The sequence below is a fragment of the Caballeronia sp. LjRoot29 genome (assembly GCF_964252755.1).
Lineage (GTDB): Bacteria > Pseudomonadota > Gammaproteobacteria > Burkholderiales > Burkholderiaceae > Caballeronia.
In genome coordinates, this window is record NZ_CAXUPU020000062.1 from 1 (window position 1) to 24,266 (window position 24,266).

The 24,266-nt window shown below is 57.7% G+C and carries 25 protein-coding genes; 11 read left to right on the top strand and 14 right to left on the bottom strand.

Annotation, left to right across the window (positions count from 1 at the left end):
• Both ACSQ83_RS34870 and ACSQ83_RS34875 read right to left on the bottom strand, forming a co-directional pair.
• On the bottom strand, nt 1-757 hold a 757-nt coding region (locus tag ACSQ83_RS34870), incomplete at its 3' end, for a TniQ family protein (protein WP_436231242.1).
• Nucleotides 758-1,250: 493 nt separating this feature from the next.
• Complete coding sequence (locus tag ACSQ83_RS34875; protein ID WP_436231243.1) at nt 1,251-2,135, bottom strand: restriction endonuclease; 885 nt, start codon at nt 2,133-2,135, stop codon at nt 1,251-1,253.
• 593 nt (nt 2,136-2,728) lie between these two features.
• On the opposite strand from ACSQ83_RS34875, the gene ACSQ83_RS34880 reads away from it, so the two are divergent.
• Genes ACSQ83_RS34880 through ACSQ83_RS34890 form a run of 3 tightly spaced genes read left to right on the top strand, consistent with a single transcriptional unit; the run spans nt 2,729 to nt 4,853 of the window.
• Nucleotides 2,729-3,496: a dCTP deaminase domain-containing protein gene (locus ACSQ83_RS34880; RefSeq protein WP_436231244.1), complete on the top strand. Its 768-nt coding sequence runs from the start codon at nt 2,729-2,731 to the stop codon at nt 3,494-3,496.
• A 3-nt stretch (nt 3,497-3,499) separates the two neighbouring features.
• On the top strand, nt 3,500-3,856 hold the full coding sequence (locus ACSQ83_RS34885) for a hypothetical protein (RefSeq protein ID WP_436231245.1): 357 nt from the start codon (nt 3,500-3,502) through the stop codon (nt 3,854-3,856).
• Nucleotides 3,834-4,853: a hypothetical protein gene (locus tag ACSQ83_RS34890; RefSeq protein ID WP_436231246.1), complete on the top strand. Its 1,020-nt coding sequence runs from the start codon at nt 3,834-3,836 to the stop codon at nt 4,851-4,853. The genes ACSQ83_RS34885 and ACSQ83_RS34890 overlap by 23 nt, the downstream gene beginning before the upstream one ends.
• Nucleotides 4,854-5,045: 192 nt before the next feature.
• On the opposite strand, the gene ACSQ83_RS34895 is transcribed toward ACSQ83_RS34890, so the two are convergent.
• From ACSQ83_RS34895 to ACSQ83_RS34905, 3 genes are read right to left on the bottom strand one after another with little or no spacing between them, the layout of a single operon-like run.
• The gene (locus ACSQ83_RS34895) at nt 5,046-6,239 is read right to left on the bottom strand and encodes a PIN domain-containing protein (protein WP_436231247.1); all 1,194 of its coding nucleotides are present in this window, start codon (nt 6,237-6,239) and stop codon (nt 5,046-5,048) included.
• A gap of 44 nt (nt 6,240-6,283) precedes the next feature.
• Nucleotides 6,284-7,147, bottom strand: coding sequence for an ImmA/IrrE family metallo-endopeptidase (locus ACSQ83_RS34900; RefSeq protein WP_436231248.1), 864 nt, complete (start codon nt 7,145-7,147; stop codon nt 6,284-6,286).
• Nucleotide 7,148: 1 nt separating this feature from the next.
• Nucleotides 7,149-7,466 (bottom strand): helix-turn-helix domain-containing protein, encoded by a 318-nt coding sequence (locus ACSQ83_RS34905; protein WP_436231249.1) that lies wholly within the window; start codon nt 7,464-7,466, stop codon nt 7,149-7,151.
• Nucleotides 7,467-7,671: 205 nt separating this feature from the next.
• On the opposite strand from ACSQ83_RS34905, the gene ACSQ83_RS34910 reads away from it, so the two are divergent.
• The 5 genes from ACSQ83_RS34910 (at nt 7,672) to ACSQ83_RS34930 (ending at nt 10,689) form a co-directional block, all read left to right on the top strand.
• Nucleotides 7,672-7,893 (top strand): hypothetical protein, encoded by a 222-nt coding sequence (locus ACSQ83_RS34910; RefSeq protein ID WP_436231250.1) that lies wholly within the window; start codon nt 7,672-7,674, stop codon nt 7,891-7,893.
• Between the two features lie 235 nt (nt 7,894-8,128).
• Complete coding sequence (locus tag ACSQ83_RS34915) at nt 8,129-8,509, top strand: multiubiquitin domain-containing protein (RefSeq protein WP_436231251.1); 381 nt, start codon at nt 8,129-8,131, stop codon at nt 8,507-8,509.
• Nucleotides 8,510-8,515: 6 nt separating this feature from the next.
• Nucleotides 8,516-8,911: an E2/UBC family protein gene (locus tag ACSQ83_RS34920; RefSeq protein WP_436231252.1), complete on the top strand. Its 396-nt coding sequence runs from the start codon at nt 8,516-8,518 to the stop codon at nt 8,909-8,911.
• Nucleotides 8,912-9,115: 204 nt separating this feature from the next.
• Entirely contained in the window at nt 9,116-10,321 is a 1,206-nt protein-coding gene (locus ACSQ83_RS34925; RefSeq protein WP_436231253.1) for a HesA/MoeB/ThiF family protein, read from the top strand.
• A gap of 188 nt (nt 10,322-10,509) precedes the next feature.
• Complete coding sequence (locus ACSQ83_RS34930) at nt 10,510-10,689, top strand: DUF6527 family protein (RefSeq protein WP_436231260.1); 180 nt, start codon at nt 10,510-10,512, stop codon at nt 10,687-10,689.
• Between the two features lie 478 nt (nt 10,690-11,167).
• Here the strand turns inward: ACSQ83_RS34930 and glmS are convergent, their stop codons facing one another.
• The 5 genes from glmS to ACSQ83_RS34955 all read right to left on the bottom strand — a co-directional run bounded on the left by glmS (nt 11,168) and on the right by ACSQ83_RS34955 (nt 16,821).
• Nucleotides 11,168-12,985 carry a glutamine--fructose-6-phosphate transaminase (isomerizing) gene (gene glmS / locus ACSQ83_RS34935; RefSeq protein WP_436231254.1) on the bottom strand — a complete coding sequence of 606 codons (1,818 nt, stop codon included), beginning with the start codon at nt 12,983-12,985 and terminating at the stop codon, nt 11,168-11,170.
• A gap of 95 nt (nt 12,986-13,080) precedes the next feature.
• Nucleotides 13,081-14,439, bottom strand: coding sequence for a bifunctional UDP-N-acetylglucosamine diphosphorylase/glucosamine-1-phosphate N-acetyltransferase GlmU (gene glmU, locus ACSQ83_RS34940; RefSeq protein ID WP_414947898.1), 1,359 nt, complete (start codon nt 14,437-14,439; stop codon nt 13,081-13,083).
• Nucleotides 14,440-14,551: 112 nt separating this feature from the next.
• Nucleotides 14,552-15,460 (bottom strand): tRNA 2-thiocytidine(32) synthetase TtcA, encoded by a 909-nt coding sequence (gene ttcA / locus ACSQ83_RS34945; protein WP_436231261.1) that lies wholly within the window; start codon nt 15,458-15,460, stop codon nt 14,552-14,554.
• Between the two features lie 56 nt (nt 15,461-15,516).
• Nucleotides 15,517-15,918, bottom strand: coding sequence for a dihydroneopterin aldolase (locus tag ACSQ83_RS34950; RefSeq protein WP_414947897.1), 402 nt, complete (start codon nt 15,916-15,918; stop codon nt 15,517-15,519).
• Between the two features lie 63 nt (nt 15,919-15,981).
• The gene (locus tag ACSQ83_RS34955) at nt 15,982-16,821 is read right to left on the bottom strand and encodes an SDR family oxidoreductase (RefSeq protein WP_436231255.1); all 840 of its coding nucleotides are present in this window, start codon (nt 16,819-16,821) and stop codon (nt 15,982-15,984) included.
• Nucleotides 16,822-16,834: 13 nt separating this feature from the next.
• Here ACSQ83_RS34955 and ACSQ83_RS34960 point away from each other — a divergent pair, with 13 nt between their 5' ends.
• Both ACSQ83_RS34960 and ACSQ83_RS34965 read left to right on the top strand, forming a co-directional pair.
• On the top strand, nt 16,835-18,049 hold the full coding sequence (locus ACSQ83_RS34960) for a class I SAM-dependent methyltransferase (protein WP_414947895.1): 1,215 nt from the start codon (nt 16,835-16,837) through the stop codon (nt 18,047-18,049).
• 4 nt (nt 18,050-18,053) lie between these two features.
• Complete coding sequence (locus ACSQ83_RS34965) at nt 18,054-18,248, top strand: DUF2905 domain-containing protein (protein WP_414947894.1); 195 nt, start codon at nt 18,054-18,056, stop codon at nt 18,246-18,248.
• Nucleotide 18,249: 1 nt separating this feature from the next.
• On the opposite strand, the gene ACSQ83_RS34970 is transcribed toward ACSQ83_RS34965, so the two are convergent.
• The 4 genes from ACSQ83_RS34970 to ACSQ83_RS34985 form a co-directional block, all read right to left on the bottom strand.
• The gene (locus ACSQ83_RS34970) at nt 18,250-19,479 is read right to left on the bottom strand and encodes a multifunctional CCA addition/repair protein (protein WP_436231256.1); all 1,230 of its coding nucleotides are present in this window, start codon (nt 19,477-19,479) and stop codon (nt 18,250-18,252) included.
• Nucleotides 19,476-20,096 (bottom strand): glutathione S-transferase family protein, encoded by a 621-nt coding sequence (locus tag ACSQ83_RS34975; RefSeq protein ID WP_436231257.1) that lies wholly within the window; start codon nt 20,094-20,096, stop codon nt 19,476-19,478. The genes ACSQ83_RS34970 and ACSQ83_RS34975 overlap by 4 nt, the downstream gene beginning before the upstream one ends.
• Nucleotides 20,097-20,138: 42 nt before the next feature.
• Nucleotides 20,139-21,095 (bottom strand): complex I NDUFA9 subunit family protein, encoded by a 957-nt coding sequence (locus tag ACSQ83_RS34980; RefSeq protein ID WP_436231258.1) that lies wholly within the window; start codon nt 21,093-21,095, stop codon nt 20,139-20,141.
• 123 nt (nt 21,096-21,218) lie between these two features.
• A complete protein-coding gene (locus tag ACSQ83_RS34985; protein ID WP_436231259.1) occupies nt 21,219-23,189 on the bottom strand; it encodes a transglycosylase SLT domain-containing protein in 1,971 nt (656 codons plus the stop codon).
• A 23-nt stretch (nt 23,190-23,212) separates the two neighbouring features.
• On the opposite strand from ACSQ83_RS34985, the gene ACSQ83_RS34990 reads away from it, so the two are divergent.
• The gene (locus ACSQ83_RS34990) at nt 23,213-23,806 is read left to right on the top strand and encodes a 5-formyltetrahydrofolate cyclo-ligase (RefSeq protein WP_414947889.1); all 594 of its coding nucleotides are present in this window, start codon (nt 23,213-23,215) and stop codon (nt 23,804-23,806) included.
• Nucleotides 23,807-24,266 lie beyond the last annotated feature (460 nt).

Below are 24,266 nucleotides of genomic sequence, written 5' to 3' on the forward strand. Positions count from 1 at the left end.
TACCTCTCAACCCTTCCCGGTACAACGTCGCCAGGCTATCGGAGCTGATCTGTTTCTTCGGGCGGCCCTGAAGCAATTGCGCGGTAAATTGTGCGAAGCCCAGAGCGATCTTGTTGTCGGCGGGTCCGACAGGCTCACTCGGCATAGATTTCCAGTGTTTTCTGCAGGCCGCACACCCCGACCACGGAAACAACACCAGATCGTTCTTGCGCTCGAACGGGCAACGGCAACCGGGGCATCGATCCATCAGGGGCACGCCGTGACGAAAGCAGTGAGACACGCCAGGAATCTGGTGAGCGGTGCGAATCATTGAAACACCGAATGTTGCATCGTCCTCGTGAAGGCACGTTGGGCACAATCGCGTCCAACCGAAGCTGTCCACCATCCGCTTGGGAAGCTGTTGCAGTGCTTCATTTAACCCTGCGTGAGCGCCCTCCGTACCAAAACTGGCGCAGGTATAAATCTGGAACAGGGGCAGCAGCGTCGCTTCTTGTACGAGGCTATGCAGCGACTGGACGTCGCCGCCCGGCAGCATTCGCGTCAACCCCCCAAGATAGGGTGGGACAACGAAAGTCAGGCTGAATGGCGCGCGCTGAAAGAGATCGTTGTAGGTCTCACGCGTCGTCCGGTTACCGCTCAGCACATGATAACGGCCGACCTGCGAAACGAGGCTCTCCCCTCGGATAGCGGGTGCACACAAAGTAATCGGCTCATCCTGCGACTCAACACCTGGCGACTTCGACAGCTCAACTATCAAGATCTGATGTGCTCATAGGCAACGGGGAATTGGAAAACAGAACTGCGGGCAACGCGGGATGCATCCGCCGACAGTCAAAAGCAACGCATCGTTCAAGCACAAGTTAGAGAGCCACACTGCTGTCCGGAAATTACGCGCGTTCACGTTCCGTGGACAACACCGGAAATTGGGCAACGGAAACGCGGTCAGTAGTTCTTGGCAATAAAGTTGCGAACTGCTGCCCTTGCGTTAGAAGGCTCGCGTCGACCTAAGTATCGCCGCGTCTTCCTTTGCAGTTACGAACAGCGCGGGTTCAATCTGCTCCATCTGCTTGCCTGAAACGATAAAGTTAAGAACAGGATACCGCAGGCTTGTGGCATCCGAACGACCTGTGCCGAGTGGATCTGATTGTCGCTTCGACCCTGTATAGTCGCTCATTGCTTTTATCCGAATGTCTGTTTTGCATCGGAAAATCTCCCTCTACGGCGATAGAACAGCATGAGCGACAAGCAGCCTATGCTTCCCATCCGATTAACCCGCGCAGCGATAGAACGGGGCGAATAGGTGGCTCTTGTTCATCTTCGAGTTTCGTCCATTTTGCTTCCACTTCCTCCGGCTCTATCGCTCCGACGGAAAAGGAGTTCGTATGGGTTAGGCCGGTTTGCTCGTCCAGAAAGCCGCTCACGCGCTCGATTTCCAATTGCGCAAAATAGCGCTCGACCCTTACGTCCAGGAAAACCGTGAGATTGACAGGCACATGTTCTCCGTATCCGTTGTCTATTTGCACTGAGCCATCGGGGAAGATAGCTAGCTCACCGTGCCGTCCGGGGGTAGTCGGGTACTCCGCGTTATTCCACTTCTGCAAAGCCATTTCGAGTGCGGTACCCAGCGAAAGGCCGTTTTCGTCAAATGCTTCCTGATGGGCCGGACTGACAGTAAGGCGGAGCGGTTTGGGGGCCGAGCACGTAATCTGGAAGGCCATTGTCGTGCTGACGTATTCGCAGACAGCCGGAATAGTTGGTCGAGCGCGCCACTTATGGTCTCCAGTATCGACCGGTCGATAGAGCTCCATCTGGAGCTTCTTCGCGACGGTCTTTGCTGTCTCGGTGAACCCAGCTGGACATACGAGCACTCCCTTGTTTGCGCCAATATCACTCACCATGCCAGCAAATTCTTCCACACCCTTCACATCGACCGGCTTCTTATAGTCTTTGCAATCGATGGCAATGGTCATCGAGTATTGTCCGATGTTCTGCGTTACCAGTACGTCCACCTGGCGGTGGACTTCCGAAGTCCTGCCTTTGATTCTCACGTTGTGCTCAACCTTTGCGGCCGGTGCAAGGCTTTGCTGAATGTTCGCAACAAGGTGTTCTAAGTCGAGCCAATCCTTAGTGTTCATGGCACGTCCGACTTGCTTTGCCTCCTTCCTCTTCTTCCCCATCTTTTCCTCATGTATGCATGTGGCATATATCGATCGTGCAGACGGCTCCGCCTCGGTCTACCTTCCAACCGATTCCATTGGGGTAGGCGTGGATGTATTCCTGTTCTGCTCGACGATTGCATCCTCAATGTCAGTGTCATGGGCAAGCCCGAACTGGCTGACAGTTTCGTCTTCGCACCCAAGCCGAAGCTGGCCATTCCCGAACGCTGACCCGCGCTGCGCGCTAACTCGCTCGCCCGACCAGGACGATCGGGCGAGCGTGGACGGTGCAAACCTCGATCGATCGGTGATCACAGCAGGCGTGCGAAAGGCATAAACCAACCCGGAGCGCACCGTCTATCTGGCGAGGCGCAACAGGCACTTCCTTGACGTGGAGCGGACGGTTGCGCCATTGATGCTATAGGGCGTGTCCGCAGCGTTTCTGGCGCGGCATCTTGGCCTGCTCCGCCAGTGGGAGCTTGAGCAGTATCTGAGGAATTCCTCGCCACTGTAGAATGAGTTGCTCTGTGGCGACTCAGGCAAACGCACAATGAACACGACGATAGATAAAAATGACAACTCTTTCTGATATCAATATACGCGACCGTATCGCAGCGGGCGAACTCATCCGCAAAGGTTTGGATGCACAAGTTGGGCCCGCTTGCTACGAGCTCCGAATGGGGACCGTCTACTATGACTTGACGGAAGGCGACAAGCGAATCGATGCTGCTCCGCATGGTACGGTTCTCATCAAGCCTGGTCATCGAGTCGTACTTATAACAGAAGAGGAACTGGTTGTTCCGCTGAACATTATTGCTCGGGTGACGAGCAAGGGGTCCCTATTCAGCGTTGGACTTAGCCCAGTCAGCACGTACGCTGACCCCGGTTTCTCCGGGAACATTGGCATCGTTACGCAGAACTTGAGTGACAAGTTCATCGAGTTACCCATCGGCGAGTCGATCGCAAAAGTTGACTTCTCATTGCTCTCCAGTGAGGTTCAACGTCCATATCGCGGGCAGCATGGCTTCCAAACCCAGATTTGGCCGATTCGGCACCAACTGCAACGGACATACAATGATCTCAAGGGAGATACGCGGGTGCAGAGCGAGGTGATTGAGTCATATAAGATTCTGCCTCGCGCAACCGCAAGCGCTTTGAAGGTAATCCAGAAGAAGCAGAGAACCGTCGACGTGGCAATATTCGCGGCATTGTCTGTCAATTTCCTTGTTCTCGCGGCAGTCTCCACGAAGTACATCGACACCACCGTCTCGCTCGTCATCAACCTCGTTTCCACAGCACTTGTGGGGGCGTTCGCGTGGATTTCACGCATCAAGGAGTAAGTGATGGACTTGAAACAGATTTCGGACATGCAGTTGAGTATGGACGAGCGCCACGGTTTTCCGGTCAAATTCGATAATGCTAGTGACATGTATGCCCAACTGACGAGGGACTTGGTCGGACTTTTTGGGGAAATTGGTGAGTTCGCTAATATCGTAAAAAAGGTAAACATCAAGTTAGATCGACCTCAAGACTATGTTTTTGATCTTGATTCTGCTAAGGATAACCTCTCCGAAGAATTGATCGACAGCCTCATATATATCATTCGAATTGCCGCAATGTTGGGGATCGATCTCGAAAGCGAGGTTGTCAAAAAGATTCGATTTAATGAATCGCGTTATGCACAACTTCGAAAACAATAGGAAGTACTTTTTTCTCGCCGTCAACACGGGCTTCGTCGCGACCGGGGGTGCTCCCGACGCGAGATGCAGAGATTTCTACCGCGCGCGAAGTGGAAACGGACTCCACTGCGCGATAGTTGGAAACGTCGTGACTCCAAGTGGCGCAGGCAGCAACGAGGTCTGTGCGCGAATATCGGAAGCAATTGAATGGCGTGACCTGGCGGACGCGATTGCGGACGAAGGAGCAATAGCCGGAATACAATTGGCTTCCGCTTGGCCGACGTACCGCGGAATGACGCGATTCGTTCCTAATCGCGGAGAGGATCCAATAATAGAGTACCGCAAAGTCGCAGCCAGCATATCGAGAGAAGCTGTTGATGCTGCATTTGACGGTATCTATCGCGGTACGGAAATAGCTGTTAAGGCGGGATATCGCCATGTGCAGATACATGCTGCACATGGGTATCTTTTTAATCTGCTTATTGACCCGCTTTTTTCTTGTTATGCCGATATTTCAGCGAAAAAAATCCGTCGGTGGGCACACGAACTCAAGTCCATGGGAGTCGAGACTTCCATCAGGTTCTCGATGTTGACAGGGGATGCGGTACTCGATGAAGCGCGTGGACATGAGCTAGTGGATCATATTGCGTCTTTACCAGTTGACTACATTGACGTATCGGCTGGTTTCTACAACATCAATAAACGCCTTATTTATCCATCAACGCCGCAGTTGCTCTCAGAAAGAATTGCTGCAACGTTGGAGTTTGCCCAGCGCCATCGAGACGTGCAAGTCATCCTATCCGGCAGATCGTCTTACGCTTGGAATGAGTCGCTTCGATCCAATGTGCATATCGGGATCTGCCGCGATCTCATCGCCAATCCGAATTTTTTGCGTGAGCGCACAGGAGGCTGCACACTGTGTATGAAGTGTCATTACTACTCGCGCGGAGAATCACATCTGACATGTGGCCGATGGAACGACGGCAGCTCAAACGAGGCCAAAGACGCTCAAGATTGATAACGTAGATTACTTGCCACGAGTGAGATGAACTCACCTAGCCGACAAAGTTTCACTCCATATCGAGCAGTTGCTCCCTGAGCACGTGACGCGACAGTCGCGAAAGCATGCCGAGACCTCCTGCCGGCAAAGCAGGAACGTCGGCTGTCTGAGGCGGGCGAGCACTTTTAGGCGGTGGCACCGAGGCGTCGTCTAGACACCGACGGGCGGAGGCTCGATACGCATCCATCCGGGCGAAATATTATCCGGGCTCGACGTCGGTGATATTTCGTCCGGCTCAACGTCGCCGTAGTCGAATGTGAGGTCCCTTCCATTCCAAATAAGCTCAGCTTTCACACCAGATTCATCGCTCGTCAGCAGGACACCGCCTTCGTCCGCGACGCCAGTGCTACGTGTCGCATGTCCTGCGGGTTGCGCTGTCTCCAAGGTGCGAAAATTGAAACGAGTCCATACCCGAATGTACATATTGAGGTGAATATAGAACACCAGCGAATGGACATCGTTGCGAAGAATGCCTGGCCTGGGACTAACGGAAACCAGCAGGTCACGATAGTCGAGAGCGACCACCTCATTGTCAAACGCGAGGCGCGACGTCGCCGTCATCGTTACATTGGCAAGTAGTCTGTTGTGGAAATCCTCTGTCACTTGCTTAAACAGAGTGCCGTCGCGGTCCATAAACTGGTGGACAGCTTCTTCAAGCCGAACCTGTGCGGCCTGATTTCGAGCGTCGGCGCTATCGTTAATAATGGCCAATGCGTCTGCGAGGTCATCGACATAGTGGAGTCGCCCGTTGTCGCAATTTTTACAGAATCTGTCCCAGTCTCCGTCGTTAGACACCATGAGAATGCTCCTCCCTGTTTCTTCGGCCCAGCTCTTTAAGCTAAGCAATGCTATGGCATCAGGGAACTCACTCTTTTTATTACCGCTCTTCTCGAACGGTGGCACCGCCGTAAAGTACATGTCCAAGAGGTCAGCGATTTTGATGCTATCCGGACGGACGACTTCAGCACGAGTGTCTTCAATGAACTCATCAGCCTCTCGTTCGGCTAGCTCATCAGGAGGCGGAAGGTTATCAATCTCTTCGCTTAGCTCATGCAGCGACGCTGAATTGGTGAGATAACGCGTCGCGTGTCGACGGACAGAACGCAGCTTCTCAAGTCGATCGGTGTGCGCCCTCGCGATGTGGGCTTTTGCCTCTCGTAAAACCACCTCTGATAGCAATACGTGAAAATGGGCGCCGGCGAATTGCTGCAACTGGCCAACTAACCCACCCGTGAACGAGCACTGATTGCTATCCACCACGTTTGTATCGATTGTGATGGCGCTAATGGCGCCGGTTCTGACCAGCCCAGACAGTCGCTGGAACTCTGCCTTGGATACACTCATTACAACCCTCGCGTGTGAAATAGCTGTGTTCCATGCCCTCCCAATCAGTCCTCTGCGTTCCAGGGCCCCCAGACATCGGCGGTGCTCGGCAGGATCAGCAAACTTAGCGTGCCGTATTGCTCCGAAGCGATTTTCATTTCCCGCAACTTTGTGTCTGCATGTGCTTTGGGAAACCAGACGTTCGCGGGTACCGACACGCCATCAAGTTCGCGCACGACATTTGTGTCGGCTGCGAGCGATCGACTCGGCAACTCGTTTGTGCGGCCTCGTGTACGAAAGAAAGCGCCGGCCTGACGGGCGGCATCACTGGAGCTGGCCCATCGGATAAATCCGTCGTTGGACGCGACTAGTAGCGCTTTTTTTTCGGTAGCGCTAATCCAGCGAAGGGCGGCGGCAGTTAGTGATACGCCGTACGCCTCGGCGCATTCGGCGATTTTCCTGAATGGGTCGTCATTTGCAATGCGGGGCTTGAAATCATCCAGCGGCATCAGCAAATTCGCTGCGAATAGATCCGCCTCTGTCTCGATGTTCCGGTCGGCTGATTGCCAGTCGTCGATATCGTTGCCGGTACACATGAACTCCGTCTTTAACGTCCTATGGACTACGTAGTGACCGAGCTCGTGTGCGAGGGTAAAACGGATGCGGCCCTCCGAAGACAATGCGTTGTTATACACAATCGCCCAGCCCTTACCGGATCCAAGAGTGGTCAAGCATCCGTCGAATCCCTGGATATTGGCACCGTGGACCTTTGCAACCGGATCATTCCAGTGAAACACCTCATGACAGTGTTTTGCGAGCGACTCGACGTCCACGGGAAATCGCTGTCCGCCATGAACATTGCTGAACTCATTTAGCAGCTTGGTTAGACGGAACGCTGCCTTGAACGGCGTCAATGCACTGTCGCTCATATCATTTTTTTAGGGCATCGAGGATTTTTCGAAGTTGCTCCTTCGCCCCCACGTCCAGCTTCTGATAGTTCCGATAAAACGCCTCGTCCAGATGCCGCTGCTCGGGAATGCGGACGTCATCCTCGATGAAAAAGTTGGCGCTCACTCCCAGTGCATCTGCCAATGCCGCCAATTTTTCTGCCGACGGACGTTGCGATTCGCGGTTCTCTAGCTCCCACAGATAACTTTTGCTCAATTTGGCTTCCGCCGCGAGCGCCTCAAGGGTCAGGTTCTTTCCCTTACGCAACTCGCGAATTTTTTCGCCGAGTCGAGTGGCCATAACGTGCTCCTTCGATGACTGAGACCAAATGTACCACGGCTCCGAACTTTTTTTGAGGTTTTGCCGTTGACTTTCGCGATGAAACCCCACAGACTCAACAATAATTCGGTATACCGGATTTTTTATCGTGATGACGGTGGCATGGTAGCCGTCTTCTAACTTGTGTCTCGCCCCGACGGGCGAACGTTATGGCAAGGAGCGGCGCATGGCAACAAAACATTTTCCCAAGGGGCTTGATGGTCGGCAGCGGGACGCCAATGGCGAAATCCGTCAGAAGCGTGATGACACGCTTGTCAAGACTCTCAGGCAGACGTATGGCGACGATTTCGCGAAGGGCACGCCTGGGCACACCAAGCTTAAGACGGTCCTTCAGCGCGAGGGTGCGGACTCGCTGAGTGACTTGCTTAAGAAGAAGGGAACGGTTTGACGCCGGTAACTGGTCGGGTAGTACCCGACCAGTTACCGGAAAAAAATTGACAACAAGTTTTGAAATTTATGTAAGATGTTTTCTACATATTGTAGGTTGGCCTGTAGCGGGTACTAGATGTAGACCGTCGCTGGACCGGGAAAGTAGGTTCGGTACGACACCAGGCGTGGATTGTTGAAGTACCGAACTTCATTTACTGAACTGTGAGCCGGCTAACGGCCGGATAGGAACCGATATGACTGAACATGAACAGCAGCACGGACACGAGAGCCGGATCGTCGAGGAACTCAAGGAGGCTGTCGTCGCGCTGGAAGAGGACGTCGTCGTCCTTGAAGAGCTGATCGATCTTGAGGCGTGGGCGAAAGCGAATAAGGAGCCGAAGCGGGCGAAGCGTTATCGTCTTCGCATTGACAAGGAATACGAGGTCGTCGAGGTTCACTCCATGACCGGGCGTCAAATCCTCGCGCTGGTTAGGAAAACTCCCGAGACCTATTTGCTTTCGCAAAAGTTTCGCGGAGGGCGCGTCGAGCCGGTCAAGGCAGACGAGACTGTCGAATTCCACCGGCACCAGATCGAGCGGTTTCAGACGCTGGCGCTCGATCCTACCGAAGGTTGAAGATCCATGCGCCGCGCATTCCAACTCGCCGAAGAAGATGAAGAGTGCTTGACCGCGCGTGGTCTCGCATGGGAAGCCGTCACCGAGAACTGTGTGAAGTGGCTCGTTTTTCCCGAATATCCCATCATCGAAGGATATAACCACCGCACGGTAAGTGCGGCGCTGCGGATCCCGCCGTCCTATCCCGACGATCAGATCGACATGATCTTTTTCAGTCCGGCGCTGGCGCTCCAAATCGGAAGGCCGATAGCCAACCTCACCACGCTAGTGCTGGATGGAAAGCAGTATCAGCAGTGGTCCCGGCACCGGACACCGGCAAACCCCTGGCGGCCGGGTTTAGATAATGTTTGCACCCATCTCCTGCAAGCGGACAGCTGGCTCGAGAAGGAAGTAAAAAAATAAAGGGTGCACACGATGCGAATCAAACTTAGGCTCACTCAAACGTATCACTCCGCGCTCAAGGCACATCTGCTTCCGGGCGATGGCCTGGAAGCAGTCGCCGTAGCGCTTTGTGGCCGACGAAGGGGCGACGCGGACCATTGCTTGACGATACAGTCCCTCGTTCCTATCCCCTACGATGAATGCAAGGTTCGTCAGCGGGATCGCGTGACCTGGTCCACGCAATGGCTCGTGCCATTGCTTGAAAAGGCTTCTCGACGGGATCTCGGAATACTGAAAATACATAGTCATCCGGGCGGTTTTCGCGATTTCTCGTCGATCGATGACGAAGCCGACAAGGATCTTTTCAATTCCGTCTTTGGATGGACCGATAGCACTTTTCCGCATGCGAGCGCCGTTATGCTGCCCGACGGCTCCATGTTCGGGCGCGCTATCCAGCCTGACGGTTCTTTCCAGCCGATCGATTCAATACTCGTGCCCGGAGACAATCTCCATTTTTGGACTGCGGAGCAAGGCGGCTCAGTTCCCTCATTTGCCAAACGCCACGCGCAGTTGTTCGGTGCAGGAACAACGCGGCGCCTGCGCGAAATGTCCGTTGCTGTAGTAGGTTGTTCGGGAACGGGAAGTCCCGTCATCGAACAACTGGCGCGCTTGGGGATTGGGCGACTTGTCATTGTGGATTCGGATCACGTTGAAGACAAAAATCTGAACCGTATCCTCAATGCAACCCGCGAGGACGCCTATCTTCGCCGTCCGAAAGTTGAAGTCATGGCGCGGGCGATAGCGGCAATGGGCTTCGGCACAGAACTCGAGATCATTGCTGATGATCTTGCGACTCCACGCGCCATCAGGGCGGTTGCCGCATGTGATGTTGTGTTCGGATGCATGGACGGCGTGGAGGGTCGCCATCTCCTCAATCGCCTGGCAGCATTCTATGTATTGCCGTACTTCGATCTCGGGGTCAAGCTTGAAGCGGATGGTCAAGGCAGCGTCAGCGAGGCGTGCGGTGCTGTTCATTACATCCGCCCGGACGGATCAACGCTTTTGGACCGGAAGGTGTATACGGCGGCGCAACTCAAATCTGCTGGACTGAAGCGTACGGATCCCAAGGCGTATCGCGAGCAGGTGAAGGTGGGATATATAAAGGGCGTCGCCGAGGACCGGCCCGCGGTCATTAGCATCAATATGCAGATGGCAAGTACGGCGGTAAACGAATTTCTGGCGCGACTTCACCCCTATCGGTACGACGATAACGCGGAGTTTGCGGTCGTGAGAAAAAGTTTTATCCAGGGTGCGGATTACAGGGAAACGGAAGGGCCGTCGTCCGGCACATTTACCGCTTACGTCGGAAAGGGAGATATCCGTCCGCTGCTTTCGATGCCTGAATTAAGCGAGGCGGAGGACGTATCTTGAACACAGCTGCGGAGGTTTTACGCAGGCTCTGGTCGGCGCTGCTGTTTTTTCCGCGCCGGCTCGCTGCATTTTGGCCGGCTTCCAGGCCGAGACTGATTCGCTACGTTAAGGTCGAGGACTTTCCGGAGACGCTCGAGTCAGCGAGGGTCTACCTCGCCGGCGAGGGAACCAATCTTTGGGGCGCAGCCATGATCTGCCCGTGCGGATGTGGAGAAGTGATAGAGCTGAATCTGCTGAAGCAAGCGCGGCCTTGCTGGAGTGCGGAAGAGCACCCAGATGGGACTATCAGCCTCGTACCGTCGGTCTGGCGTCAGAGAGGGTGCAGAAGTCACTTCTTTTTGCGCCGCGGAGGTATTGAATGGTGCTAGCGGATCGATGCCTAGGCATTGAGGTAAACGATGCGCTTGAGGTGGCCGAACAGACAGAGGTTTGAAACAAACTTGCCGGACGGCGGTCGGTCACTGCCCGACCATCTCCCGCCGTTCGCCATTGCGCGCAGAGAGACCCTCAAACGGCGGCGTCACACAAATAACTGGCCTTCGCTTACCCACGGTGTAGGTCGCGTCGTCGGGCCGGAGTTGCCGGTCGCTCATGGGCGCTTGGGGTGGCTGCTATAGGCTGCTGAACGGCCACCCCAAGCAAATATTCGCGACCAACTTGTCGCTCGCCGATTGCGATCCTTGAGAGCGAGCAGCGGTACAGGCTGCAGTTCGCGACTTTATTGTCAGTTAAAGCCAGTCAGTCTACGAGACCAAACATAATTGGAAATAACCATACATTATTGGCAAAGACCAAACATAATTGGAAACTATCATTAAGCACGACCGCCGACAGGAATCTTCCCCCTCACTCCACCGTCACGCTCTTCGCCAAATTCCTAGGCTTATCCACATCCGTCCCTCTCGCACAAGCCGTGTGATAAGCCAGCAATTGCAGCGGCACGACATGAAGAATGGGCGAGAGCAACCCATAATGCTCAGGCATCCGAATCACGTGAATCCCATCCTCGCTAACAATCCGGGTATCCGAATCCGCAAAGACATAAAGCTCGCCCCCACGCGCCCGAACCTCTTGCATATTCGACTTCAGCTTCTCCAGCAGCGTGTCATTCGGAGCCACCGTCACCACCGGCATAGCCTCCGTCACCAGTGCCAACGGCCCATGCTTCAACTCCCCAGCCGGATAAGCCTCCGCGTGAATATAAGAAATTTCCTTAAGCTTCAGCGCGCCCTCCAGCGCGATCGGATAATGCAATCCACGTCCGAGAAACAGCGCATTCTCCTTGCGTGAAAACTCTTCCGACCACGCAATAATCTGCGGCTCCAGCGCCAGCACGCTATTCAGCGCCGAAGGCAAATGCCGCAACTGCGTCAGATAACCCGCTTCCTGCTTTTCACTCACATGCCCGCGCAACGTCCCAAGCGTGACAGCGAGCACAAACATCCCGACTAATTGCGTAGTAAATGCCTTAGTCGACGCCACGCCAATCTCAGTCCCCGCGCGCGTCAAAAACGCGAGCTTCGTCAATCGAACCATCGCGCTGGAAGCCACATTGCAAAGCGCCAAGGTATGTTTATGCCCAAGCGCCTGCGCATGCTTCAACGCGGCCAGCGTATCCGCAGTCTCGCCCGACTGCGAAATCACCACGACCAACGCCCGCGGATTCGGCACCGATTCCCGATATCGATACTCACTCGCAATCTCAACTTGCGTCGGAATCTTCGCAACCGATTCAAGCCAGTACTTCGCCGTCATCCCCGCATACGAACTCGTGCCGCACGCGAGAATGAGCACGCTGTCGATATCGGCGAAAACTTCAGCCGCATCCGCCCCGAATAACTCAGCCGAGAACCGATCGGTTTGAGGAATGGTGTCTGTAATAGCGCGCGGCTGCTCGAAGATTTCCTTCTGCATGAAGTGTCGATACGGCCCAAGCTCAACCGCGCCGCCATACGCCGCGACCACGCGCACTTCGCGCTCGGCAGGCATTCCATCGCGATCGACAATTTTGATGCCATCCAGCGTGATCTCGACCACATCGCCTTCATCGAGGAACGCAAACCGATCGGTGCTGCCGGCGAGCGCGAGCGCATCGGAGGCGAGAAAGTTCTCGCCATTACCCACGCCCACAACCAGCGGCGACCCCTGCCGCGCGCCGACAACCGTATGCGGCTGATCCTTGTGGACCACCGCAATGGCGTACGCGCCATGCAATTCCTTCACGGCATCACGCACGCTTTGGAACAGATCGCCGCGATACATGCTGTGGATCAAATGCGCAATAACTTCGGTGTCCGTCTGCGATACAAACTCGTAGCCCTTTCCACGCAGCATGGTCCGCAAGGTCTCATAGTTCTCAATGATCCCGTTATGCACAAGCGCCAACTCGTTACGCGAAGAGATGGGATGCGCGTTGTCGGTAATGGGCGCGCCATGGGTCGCCCATCGAGTATGCGCAATGCCGGTGACGCCTTCCAGGCGCGTATCGCGGACCTGATCGGCGAGATCGGCCACGCGCGCCACGCTGCGCGCGCGCTTCGGTTCGCCATCGGCAATCACGGCTACGCCGCAGGAATCGTAGCCGCGATATTCCAGCCGCCGCAAACCTTCAACCAGCACCGATACGATGTTACGTTGCGCTACCGCGCCCACAATTCCGCACATGGCGTCGTCCTTTCCAGATTGTTTTTAATCGCTCGAAAACGCCAGGCGCTCGCCACCAGGGCGCGCGCTTAAGCATGCGAGCACTCGCTATTTGTTCAGGTTTTCTTCACAGGCCGTACGTAATCGCTCTTGCTCACCTGGGTTTTTTCGTTCAACACGAGCTGACCTTCCGCGACATCCTTCCAGACGGTCGTCCCGGCCGCGATGGACGCGCCGCGCCCCACGCGCACCGGAGCGACGAGTTGGGTATCGGAGCCGACGAACACGTCGTCCTCGATCACCGTACGGAACTTGTTCGCGCCATCGTAATTACAGGTGATCGTGCCCGCGCCGATATTCACGCGCGCGCCAATATCCGAGTCGCCGATATAGCTCAAATGGTTCGCCTTCGACCCGCGCCCGAACACCGCGTTTTTCACTTCGACGAAGTTGCCCACATGCGCTTCGTCGCCGAGCACCGCGCCCGGCCGCAAACGCGCATACGGTCCAAGCACGACGTTCGCGCCGGTCGTGCCGCCTTCAATATGCGTGAACGCGTCGATCCGGGTGCCCGCGCCAATCGACGCATCGCGGATCACGCAATTCGGGCCGACGGTCACGTTATCCTCCAGGGTCACATTGCCTTCGAAGACGCAATTCACGTCGATGGACACATCGCGTCCACAGGTCAGCGTGCCGCGCACATCGATGCGCGCGGGGTCCAGCAGCGTGACGCCGGCAACCAGCAACGCCTCGGCAACATTGCCCTGATGAATCCGTTCGAGTTCGGCGAGTTGCTGCTTGCTGTTCACGCCGAGCGTTTCCCACTCTTCATCGGGTTGCGCCGTGACGATTTCAACGCCCGATTCGAGCGCGCGCTCGACGACGTCGGTGAGATAGAACTCGCCTTGCACGTTGTCGTTTTTAAGCGATGCTAGCCATTCGCCCAACTGCGCGGTCGGCGTAATGACAATGCCCGTATTGATTTCGGCGATCGTCAACTGGCCGGCATTGGCGTCTTTTTGCTCGACAATGCACTGCACGGCGCCGGTCGGATCGCGCACGATGCGGCCGTACCCGGTCGGATCGTCCAGCGTGACCGTCAGCACGCCGTACCGGCCACCAGACGCGGCATCGGCCAGGCGCTGCAGCGTGCTGACGCGCGTGAGCGGCACATCGCCGTAAAGAATGAGCGTAGGCACGGAAAGGTCGAGCAGCGGCAGCGCTTGCTGGACGGCGTGGCCGGTGCCCAGTTGTTGATCCTGCACGGCGAACTGGACATCGGGGGCGCCGACTGCTTTCTGAACCTGTTCCGCCCCGTGTCCGATCACGACGACAAGCCGCGTGGGCGTGAGCGCGCGAGCGACATCGAGGACATGAGAGAGGAGCGGCCGGCCAGCCAGGGGATGAAGGACTTTCGGCAAGGCGGAACGCATGCGCTTGCCCATGCCTGCCGCCAAAATAACAATGTTCATGGCGTCAGCTTCGTTGAAGTATTTGGAGCCGCCAATATAACACGCGCTGGGAGGCGGAAAAACCCGGCGCGGCCTTGCTCAGCAATGCTTCTGCGGGGTTTTCGGCCCGGCTTCAAATATCATCGAACTGAACAATCGATATGGTCTGCGACGTTGACTCCGTCGAACACGGGTCTTCATCGAACGCGATATCACCAGCCGGGTCCGCCACGCCCGTCGCGCGCAATCCGCCGAACGGAAACAGCTTGTGATCCATCAAATGCGAAGGCACGACATTCGACAGCGCGTTGAACATATTTTCCACGCGGCCGGGGAAACGCTTTTCCCAATCGCGGATCAGCGCTTTCATTTCTGCGCGCTTCAGGTTCGGCTGGCTACCGCACAGGTTGCACGGAATGATCGGGAATTCGCGCAACTCGGCGAACTTCTCCAGATCTTTTTCCCTCGCGTAAGCAAGCGGCCGGATCACGATGTTTTTACCATCGTCGGACTGCAGTTTCGGGGGCATGCCTTTCAGCTTGCCGCCATAGAACATATTCAGCAGCAGCGTCTGCAAAATATCGTCGCGATGATGCCCAAGCGCAATCTTCGTTGCCCCGAGTTCACCCGCCACGCGATACAAAATCCCGCGCCGCAATCTCGAACAAAGCGAACACGTCGTCTTGCCTTCCGGCACCAGCCGCTTGACGATGCTGTACGTATCCTGATTCTCGATATGAAACGGGATATCCAGCTTGCTCAAATACTCGGGCAGCACATGCTCCGGAAACCCCGGCTGCTTCTGATCGAGATTCACCGCGACGATGTCAAAGTTGATCGGCGCGCGTTCGCGCAGCCGCATCAGCAATTCGAGCATCGCGTACGAATCCTTTCCGCCGGACAGGCAGACCATGACCTTGTCGCCGTCCTCGATCATGTTGTAATCGGTGACCGCCTCACCCACCTGACGCGCCAGCCGCTTGAACAATTTGTTGTTCTCGTAGGCCTGCTTCTGCTCGCGGCGTGTCAGCGGCTCGCGCATCGTCGGGGCGGATGCCAATTCCTGAACCACCGGCGCTTCCGTTTCCGTTAGCGAACTCATGCTGTCACCTCTTTGATGCGAAAGACTTCGACGCCCACGGCATCGCAGTCCGGATAAACGTCGGGTTTTTCTGTGGAAACCGCCACCGCGCGCACATTCGGATGCGCCAATAAAGCAGCGGCGACGTCATCGCAGAGTGTTTCCTGCAAATGGATATGCCCGCGTCCCACGCGCTTGGCGATGGTCGAGCGCATGAAATCGTAGTCGACAACTTCGCGCAGCTTGTCCTCAGTCGGCGTCGATAACGCCAGCGGCACGAACAATTCCACGTTGATCACCACACGCTGCTCGCCCTGTTTTTCGAAATCGTGCACGCCAATGTTGATGCGCACTTCGTAGTTGCGCAGGAAAAGCCGCCGGCAATCGGCCAGCCGGGGATGCGAAAGTGCGGCAAGCATGGTGATGTCCTGGTGATTCAGACTCTGATTAACTTACTAAGATTGACGCACTGGGATTGACAACTAAACGCCGCCGCCCGGGGCGCGGCCCGTCGTCAAAAACATAATGTCGCGTGGCGATGGCACGAGATGCTGCCCGCCATCGACTACCAGTGTTGTACCCGTCACGCCTGAAGCGTCGGCGAGATAACAGGCCGCTGCAACCACGTCCTCCACGCGTGAAGCCCGGCCCAACGGCGTCACCTTGTGCGCGGCCTCGAACTCGGCCGGCGTCATATCCGCCGACGGCAGCGTGAGGCCCGGCGCCAGCCCGACCACGCGCAACTTCGGCGCAAGCCCCTGAGCGAGCGCGACAGTCGCGCTTTCGAGCGCCGCCTTGGTCAGCGTGTACGACAAATAATCGGGATTCATGTTGTACAGCTTCTGGTCGAGCACGTTGATGACGCAAGCGCGCCCGGTTTCACCGTCGGCGTCAGCATCCGGCGTGGCGTCATACAGCGCGCGCGCCAAGGCCAGTGGCGCGCCAACGTTGATCGCCATCATCTCGAGCAGGCGCGGGTAGCTGAAGTCGCGCGCCGTATCTTCGACAAAACTCGACGCGTTGTTCACCACGCAAAGCAGACCACCCAACGCGTCGATACACGCCGGCACCAGCCGCGCCACGTCGCTTTCCACGCCAAGATCCGCACGCAGCGCAACCGCGCGGCGGCCAAGGGCGCGTATCGACTGGACGACTTCCTGCGCTTCGCCCTCAGAACCGCCAAAATGCACGGCGACGTCCCAGCCGCGCGCGGCGAAACCGAGCGCCAGCCCACGGCCGATGCGTTTTGCCGCGCCGGTGATCAGCACCACGCGGGCTTTCGGCGCGGAAAAATCTGGAGAAGTGGACGGAGAAACGCTCATTTACAATGCCGGAATGAATCCAAAAGCTCACGAATCCGACAGTTTACCTGTTCCCGGCCCCGACGCGCTCGCGCAGTCCGAGGCGTTGACCGGTCGCATCCGCGCGGAAATCGCGTCGGCGGGCGGCTGGCTGCCGTTCAGCCGGTATATGGAACTCGCGCTTTACGCGCCCGGCCTCGGCTATTACACCGGCGGGTCGATGAAATTCGGCAAACGCGGCGACGATGGCAGCGACTTCGTCACCGCGCCGGAAATGTCGCCGTTGTTCTCGGCCACGCTGGCACGGCCGGTTGCGCAGGCGTTGCGCGATAGCGGCACGCGCAATCTGATGGAATTCGGCGCGGGAACCGGGAAACTCGCCGCCGGCTTGCTGAACGCGTTGAAAGCGCTCGACGTTCCCTTCGATACCTACGCAATCGTCGATTTATCGGGGGAATTGCAGGACCGTCAGCGAGCGACGATAGAAGCCGACGCGCCCGAGCTGGCATCTAAGGTGACATGGCTCAGCGCATTGCCGGAGAATTTTGAAGGCGTGGTGATCGGCAACGAAGTGCTCGACGCGATGCCGGTGCGCCTGGTCGTGCGCAAACTTGGCGTATGGCACGAGCGCGGCGTGTCGTGGATGAACAACCGTTTCGCGTTCGACGACAAACCCTTGTTAGCGGCGCTCGACGACCCGCTGCTGGCCGAAATAGATGCCACTATCGATGAAGTCAACGACGAGCCGTTCATCGAATATTTGAGCGAGACGCACGAAGCGGCGCTGGCTTTCACGCGCACCATTTGCACGATGCTCACGCGCGGCGCGGCGTTTTTTATCGATTACGGCTTTCCGCGGCGCGAGTTCTATCACGCTCAGCGCGCGCAAGGCACGCTCATGTGCCATTACCGGCATCGGTCGCACGGCGATCCGTTCTTGTATCCCGGGTTGCAGGACATCACGGCGCACGTGGAGTTTTCGGGGATCGCGGAGGCCGGCACGGACGCGGGCGCCGATCTGCTCGGTTTTACGTCGCAAGCGCGTTTCCTGATGAACGCGGGCATTACCGATACGCTTTCCGACCTCGATCCATCGGACGTCCGGCGCTTTCTGCCCGCTGCGAACGCGGTTCAGAAGTTGTTATCGGAGGCGGAAATGGGCGAATTGTTCAAGGTGATTGCGTTCTCGCGCGGTATCGACGACACGCTCGCCGCGTTCTCGTCCGGCGATCGTTCACATACCTTATGACATCATGATCCGCTGGGTACTCACCACGTTCATTGCGTTGTCGATTCTCTCGGCGTGTTTGCCGTGGATGAAGAAACTCGGCATTGGCAGGTTGCCCGGTGATTTCACGCTGCGCCTGTTTGGACGGGAATATCCGTTCCCGTTCATGTCGACTATTTTGCTGTCGATCGTGCTTTCGCTGCTCGCGCGAATGCTTTAACTCACAGCACCGCTTCCACCGCCGCCACACGCGCGGCGTGAACCGCGTCCTTGATCTTGCCCGGCTCGTTCGCGTACTGCTGCGCGACGGCGCCGGCATCCACCGCGCGCGCCGCCACCAGCGCTTCACGCAAACGCTCCGCCTGCGGATACGGCTGCTGACTTAAACCGAGCCGGCCGCGGGCATCGGAGACACAGGCTTGCAGCGCTTCAGCAAAACGCGCGGGCTTGCGCAACGCATCGCATCGCTCGAACAAACGCACCAGCGCCGCCGCCCCAAACTCCATCACCCGATGGATATTCCCATGCTCACGCGCCACCAGCAGCGCGAGATCGCGGCATTCGTTCGGCACGCGCAAACGCTCGCACAACGGCTTTAGCAGATCGACGCTACGCCCTTCATGACCTATGTGACGCGGCAGGATATCGTCCGGCGTGGTCGCCTTGCCGAGATCATGCGTCAGCGCAGCGAAGCGAACCGGCAGCGTGTAACCGTGCGCCGCCGCGTAGTCCACGACCATCATCACGTGCACGCCGGTATCGACTTCCGGATGATAGTCGGCACGTTGCGGCACGCCCCACAGCGAATCCACCTCCGGCAAAATCCGCACGAGCGCGCCGCATTCGCGCAGCACCTCGAACATCCGCGACGGCGTCTTTTCCATCAGGCCACGCGACACTTCCTGCCACACACGCTCGGGCACGAGCGCATCGACTTCGCCGTCCGCGACCATGCGTTTCATCAGCGCGAGCGTTTCGTCGGCGATCGTAAAATCCGCGAACCGCGCCGCAAATCGCGCGATACGCAGAATCCGCACCGGATCTTCGATAAACGCATCGCCCACATGCCGGAACACGCGCGCTTCGAGATCGGCGCGGCCATTGAATGGATCGATGACCGGTCCGGTCAGCTCGCCGTCCGGGCGCACTTCACGCGCCATGGCGTTCACGGTCAGATCGCGGCGCGCGAGATCTTCTTCGAGCGTCACGTCGGGCGCGTAGAAAAACTGAAAGCCGTGATATCCCGCCGATGTCTTGCGCTCAGTCCGCGCGAGCGCATATTCCTCGTGGGTTTGCGGATGCAAAAACACGGGAAAATCCTTGCCGACGGGTTTAAACCCTTTCGCCGTCATTTGCTCCGGCGTCGCGCCGACCACGACGTAATCGCGGTCCTGAACCGGCAGGCCGAGCATGTCATCGCGGATCGCGCCGCCCACAGCGTAAATGTTCATCGCTCGTTCCGTGCGCCTTCGATCCACTCGGCGACGTGAGGCAGTGCCGTGATGTAGGCGGCGTAGACGAGCGCCGTTTCGCTCAGCTTGGGCGCGTAAGAATTGAAGCGCATGACGACAGGCGCGAACATCGCGTCGGCTATGCCGAATTCCTTGCCAAATAAGAACGGGCCGCCGTGCTGACTAATGCAAGCGCGCCAGATCAAGTCGATCCGTTTGACGTTCGCCAACGTGCCCGCCGTGAACTCCAGACCGAAGGTTTGCCGCTGGATATTCATCGACATCTGTTCGCGCAGATCGGCGAAACCCGCGTGCATTTCCGCGCTGATACTGCGGGCGTGCGCTCGCGCAGAGGCATCGCGCGGCCACATGGCGTGCTGCGGGAAAAGCTCGGCCAGCGTCTCCATGATCGCGACCGATTCCCACACGGCGTCGCCGGCATCGGTCACGAGGCAAGGCACTTTCCCCGATGGCGAATGCGCGAGGATATTCGCGCTGGAATCTGGCCGCGCGAGGCGAATCATTACTTCCTCGAACGGAATGCCGAAGTGCTTGAGCACGAGCCACGGCCGCATGGACCACGACGATACATTCTTGTCACCAATAACGAGTTTCATCGCGAATATCTTAGTTAAAGCGCTGCTTGGGGAACACCACGTTCAACGCCCGGCGGACGCGCGAAACGTGTTGAAACGCGAACGCGTCGATGAACCCGTGAGGTACATCGGCGCAATCGCTTCAATGCTCGCCGGTTCTTCAATACCGAGTTCCGGCGCCATCGGCCCGCTGGCGACCGCGGGGGTTTTCATCGAATCGAGATTATCGCGCGACATCATGGGTTCGCCAGGCGCGAGCTCAAGCGACATTGCCTGAAGGCGGCCAAGGCTGTCAGGCAAACGAATGATCTTCGCGTTCTTGCCGATCGCCGCGCCGCTGAAGCGCACAAGTTCTTCGAGCGTGTACACCGTCGGTCCGGCAAGTTCATACACACGGCCGCTGGCGGCATCGAGATCGAGCACGTTGGCGAAGGCCTTGGCGACATCGCCGACGAAAATCGGCTGGATCTTTGCTTGCGAACACGCCAGCGGAATCACCGGAAAGATCCGTTCGAGAAACGCGAACTGATTCAGGAAGTTGTCTTCGGGGCCAAACACCACGGATGGACGAAAAATGGTGGTCGCCAGATTCGATTCGCGCACGGCTTTTTCGCCGTCGCCCTTTGAGCGGAGATACATGCTCGGCCCTTTCGAATCTGCGCCAAGCGCGCTCATGTGGATCAAGCGCCGCACGCCTTTCGCCTGACACGCGGCCACGATCTTGCCCGGCAACTCGAAGTGCGCCTTGGCGAATTGTGGACCGTAAGGATCGCCGCGCTTGCCGTGCAAAATGCCGACGAGGTTGATCACGGCATCGGCTTGAGAGACGAAGGCCGCAAGCTGGACGGGATCGTAGACGTTCGTTTCGATCACATCCACGGGCAGCAGCGTCAGATGCGCCGCATTTTCGCGGCGCCGCGTGGCGATGCGCACGTTCTTGCCGAGCTCGACAAGCGCATTCACCAGATGACTGCCGATAAACCCCGATCCGCCGATCAACGCAATGGTTTGATGCCGCATGTTCGCCTCCAAAAGTGGCGGTCCGCGAAAGCGTCATGGCGGCGGCGCCGCGCGTGACTTTCGACTGACCGTGACCGTATTGACCGGAAAGCGAAACGCGCGGCGAGTCGGTTTGCAGGCCGCTTACGGCGCGATATAACCGAGGCGCGCTTTCAGCGATTGCGGGCGGCCTTCGAACAGCGCCGCGTAATACACGGTGTTCGACAGCACGTTCTTGACGTAATCGCGGGTTTCGGTGAACGGAATGGTTTCAGCAAAAATCGCGCCCTCTACCGGTGCGCCGAGCGTGGAACGCCATTGCGTCGGGCGTCCCGGGCCGGCGTTGTAACCGGCGGTGGCGAGGACGGCGGAATCGTCGAACTGGTTGTAGACCATCGCCAGATAATTCGTGCCGAGCAGGATGTTCGTGTCGAGGTCGTTCATTTGTTCACGCGATACCGGTCCCATGCCGATTTTCTTCGCCACGAGTTGCGCGGTGCCGGGCATCAACTGCATCAAGCCGCCCGCGCCCACTTCCGACTTCGCGTTGATGATGAAGCGCGATTCCTGGCGAATCAGGCCATACGCCCATTCGATATCGAGCCCGGTGTTCTTCGACTCACGCTCGACCACATCACGATACGGCGACAAATACCGCAACGAGAAATCGTGCTCGGCCTTGGTCTTGTCCGCCGTGTTCACCGCGCGATCGAACAATTCGATCCGCTTTGCGTACTGCGCGGCCGCGATCAATTGCCGGTCCGTCATGGTACGCAGCGGCCAGTTCCATTCGCGGTTGCCTTCGAGCCGGAGATTCATGGCGTAGAACTTCTGCGACAACGCAAAACCCGGCACGGTTGCAGCCTGGGCGATTTCCGCGTCGGTGACTTCCGTGCGCGGCGGTACCGTGATTTTCTGGCCGAGTTCTTCCGACGCCAACTGGCCATAGAAGTTGAACTGATCCGCGATACCCGCGAACTCCTGATTGGCCGTGGCGGTATCGCCTGCTTGCTTCAGGGCGCGCGCGTGCCAGTAGATCCACGTGGGCTGGTTGCGCAGCGTGGGCGGCATTTGTTCGATCGACCAGCGCACCATGATCCAGTCGCCGGCGAGCAGGGCGCTGCGCGTGCGCCATTCATAGGCGGGATTCGACAACGGCGCATTCAGCGAAAGCCGATACCAGTCGACCGCGCTCGGCATGCGCTTCGCTGCGGCCTGATACCCGATCGTGCCCCAGCCGATAGCGCGTTCCGTTGGCGTCAACGCCGGCGCGACCGAGCTGAATGTGGCGGCGGCCATGGCTGGATCGTTGCGCGCCATGCGCGTGATGGCGACGAGCGCGAGTTGATGCGACGACGTGTCGCGACCTACGCCGCGTGCGAGATACAGCGGCGGCGTGCTGGCGGCGGAGTCGAGGACGCTTTGATCCGGGCGTTGCTGGCCGAGTGCGTCCGCGATCTTGGCGCCCGTGTTCGTGTAGTTCTGCTCGTAGGCGAGGCGGATTTGCTGCCACACGTCGTCCGACGTGAATTGCTGCGAGACGGCTAGCGCGTTGATCAGGTCGACGCAACCATCGCCATACCATTTTGGATCGACGAGCAAAGCGCGCGCGGCGTCCGCGACATTTTCTCCGCGCGACGCCCGCGCTTCGAGCGCGTAGCATTTCACCTGCGTGTCGTCGTTCAGCACGAAGCGCGAATATTGATCGAGGAAATTGCGCCAGTCGTGGCGTGCGCCGAGCACCGTCAGATAGTCGTTGCGCATGCGGTCGGCAATCGCCTGACCGTCGTAGCGCTGCAGGAACGCGAGCACGGGCTCGTCCGGCGCATCGACGCGCGCGTGGCCTTGCGAGTCGAAGAGTTGCGGCTTGATCGTGAAGTATTCGATATAACCCGGCGCCGGATAATTCGGAATTTGCGCGGCGAGTTGCATGGCGCGGCCGACGTCATTCGAGCGCGCGGCTTCGCGTAGCTGGATGAAGGTGCGGTCATCCGGCGAGAGCGAATAATCAGCTGCTGGCGGACGCACGGCGGAGGCGGTGCCGCATCCGATCAGGGTGATCGCAGCGAGCGTGGTTGCGACTGCGAGATATACTCGTTTGAGACGTTTTGACATCGTTATTTCTGGAGCGCGAAGTGATGCAAAGCATAGCACGCAACCCTCTGCTGGAAACCAAAAGCGCGCTGCGTGCAAACCTGCTCGCGACCCGCGAGGCGCAAGGCGTTCGGGCCGATCAGGACGCGCGTGGTGAAGCGTTGGCGCGGCGTTTGATGGAAGCGGTCGCGCGCTTTCCGGATACGTCATGTATTGGTTTTTATTGGCCGGTGGCGGGGGAGTTCGACGCGCGTGATGTGCTGACTGTGTGGCTGGCGCTGGATGCATCGCGGAAGGCGGCATTGCCGGTGGTGGTTGCGCCGAGGGCGCCGCTGGTTTTTCACGCTTGGCAGCCGAGCGCCGCGATGAAGAGAGGGCGGTATGGCATTCCCGTGCCGGCGGAAGAGCGCGTGGTTGTGCCGGACTTGCTCGTTATTCCGTGCGTGGGTTTCGATACCGATCGATATCGGCTGGGATATGGCGGTGGGTATTACGATCGGACATTGGCGGATTGGACAGGAGGCCTTGCGCCGGCGACGATTGGGGTGGCTTTTGAATCCGCGAGATGCGACGCGCTGCCAAGGGGGGAGTTTGATTTGCCACTCGGGGCAATTGTGACCGAATCGGCAGTGTATTGAGTGTTCGCACCGGTGGACGGTTTTTGGGGGGGGCGGTGCGGGGGGCTTGGTCTTGGGGTAGCGGTTCTGGGTCAATGCCGGGTTGCTGCTTTCCAGGTCTTCGCGCGTTTAGTGTTAGATGTTTTTTTTATCACTATTAGCCACTGCGCGTGGCGGCGCGTCATTTCTTTGTCCAAAGCGACAAAGAAACGAAGCAAAGAAAACGCTTTCACCTCTCTAAAAATTAAGTGTCCACAGCGTGCAGTTTTGATTCATGGGTACCCCAAAAGCACGGTGCTCGCCAGAGCCACGGATGTGTGAAACCCTCCTTCTCACGAATCCTGACATTAACACGCTTCGCCCCGTACGCTCTCGGGCAAGGACCAGTGGCAAGGAAACCCGCACGGCCTCACGCGTATTTGCCGCTGTGGTGCTTCGCAGGTTAGCTACGAGTTTGCATTCTTATTTGCCGGGTTATGCC

Coding starts and splice junctions, on each gene's coding strand:
- ACSQ83_RS34875 (WP_436231243.1), bottom strand. CDS start 2,135: ATGAACACTAAGGATTGGCTCGACTTAGAACACCTTGTTGCGAACATT.
- ACSQ83_RS34880 (WP_436231244.1), top strand. CDS start 2,729: ATGACAACTCTTTCTGATATCAATATACGCGACCGTATCGCAGCGGGC.
- ACSQ83_RS34885 (WP_436231245.1), top strand. CDS start 3,500: ATGGACTTGAAACAGATTTCGGACATGCAGTTGAGTATGGACGAGCGC.
- ACSQ83_RS34890 (WP_436231246.1), top strand. CDS start 3,834: ATGCACAACTTCGAAAACAATAGGAAGTACTTTTTTCTCGCCGTCAAC.
- ACSQ83_RS34895 (WP_436231247.1), bottom strand. CDS start 6,239: ATGAGTGTATCCAAGGCAGAGTTCCAGCGACTGTCTGGGCTGGTCAGA.
- ACSQ83_RS34900 (WP_436231248.1), bottom strand. CDS start 7,147: ATGAGCGACAGTGCATTGACGCCGTTCAAGGCAGCGTTCCGTCTAACC.
- ACSQ83_RS34905 (WP_436231249.1), bottom strand. CDS start 7,466: ATGGCCACTCGACTCGGCGAAAAAATTCGCGAGTTGCGTAAGGGAAAG.
- ACSQ83_RS34910 (WP_436231250.1), top strand. CDS start 7,672: ATGGCAACAAAACATTTTCCCAAGGGGCTTGATGGTCGGCAGCGGGAC.
- ACSQ83_RS34915 (WP_436231251.1), top strand. CDS start 8,129: ATGACTGAACATGAACAGCAGCACGGACACGAGAGCCGGATCGTCGAG.
- ACSQ83_RS34920 (WP_436231252.1), top strand. CDS start 8,516: ATGCGCCGCGCATTCCAACTCGCCGAAGAAGATGAAGAGTGCTTGACC.
- ACSQ83_RS34930 (WP_436231260.1), top strand. CDS start 10,510: ATGATCTGCCCGTGCGGATGTGGAGAAGTGATAGAGCTGAATCTGCTG.
- glmS (WP_436231254.1), bottom strand. CDS start 12,985: ATGTGCGGAATTGTGGGCGCGGTAGCGCAACGTAACATCGTATCGGTG.
- glmU (WP_414947898.1), bottom strand. CDS start 14,439: ATGAACATTGTTATTTTGGCGGCAGGCATGGGCAAGCGCATGCGTTCC.
- ttcA (WP_436231261.1), bottom strand. CDS start 15,460: ATGCGCGAGCCGCTGACACGCCGCGAGCAGAAGCAGGCCTACGAGAAC.
- ACSQ83_RS34950 (WP_414947897.1), bottom strand. CDS start 15,918: ATGCTTGCCGCACTTTCGCATCCCCGGCTGGCCGATTGCCGGCGGCTT.
- ACSQ83_RS34955 (WP_436231255.1), bottom strand. CDS start 16,821: ATGAGCGTTTCTCCGTCCACTTCTCCAGATTTTTCCGCGCCGAAAGCC.
- ACSQ83_RS34960 (WP_414947895.1), top strand. CDS start 16,835: ATGAATCCAAAAGCTCACGAATCCGACAGTTTACCTGTTCCCGGCCCC.
- ACSQ83_RS34965 (WP_414947894.1), top strand. CDS start 18,054: ATGATCCGCTGGGTACTCACCACGTTCATTGCGTTGTCGATTCTCTCG.
- ACSQ83_RS34970 (WP_436231256.1), bottom strand. CDS start 19,479: ATGAACATTTACGCTGTGGGCGGCGCGATCCGCGATGACATGCTCGGC.
- ACSQ83_RS34975 (WP_436231257.1), bottom strand. CDS start 20,096: ATGAAACTCGTTATTGGTGACAAGAATGTATCGTCGTGGTCCATGCGG.
- ACSQ83_RS34980 (WP_436231258.1), bottom strand. CDS start 21,095: ATGCGGCATCAAACCATTGCGTTGATCGGCGGATCGGGGTTTATCGGC.
- ACSQ83_RS34985 (WP_436231259.1), bottom strand. CDS start 23,189: ATGTCAAAACGTCTCAAACGAGTATATCTCGCAGTCGCAACCACGCTC.
- ACSQ83_RS34990 (WP_414947889.1), top strand. CDS start 23,213: ATGCAAAGCATAGCACGCAACCCTCTGCTGGAAACCAAAAGCGCGCTG.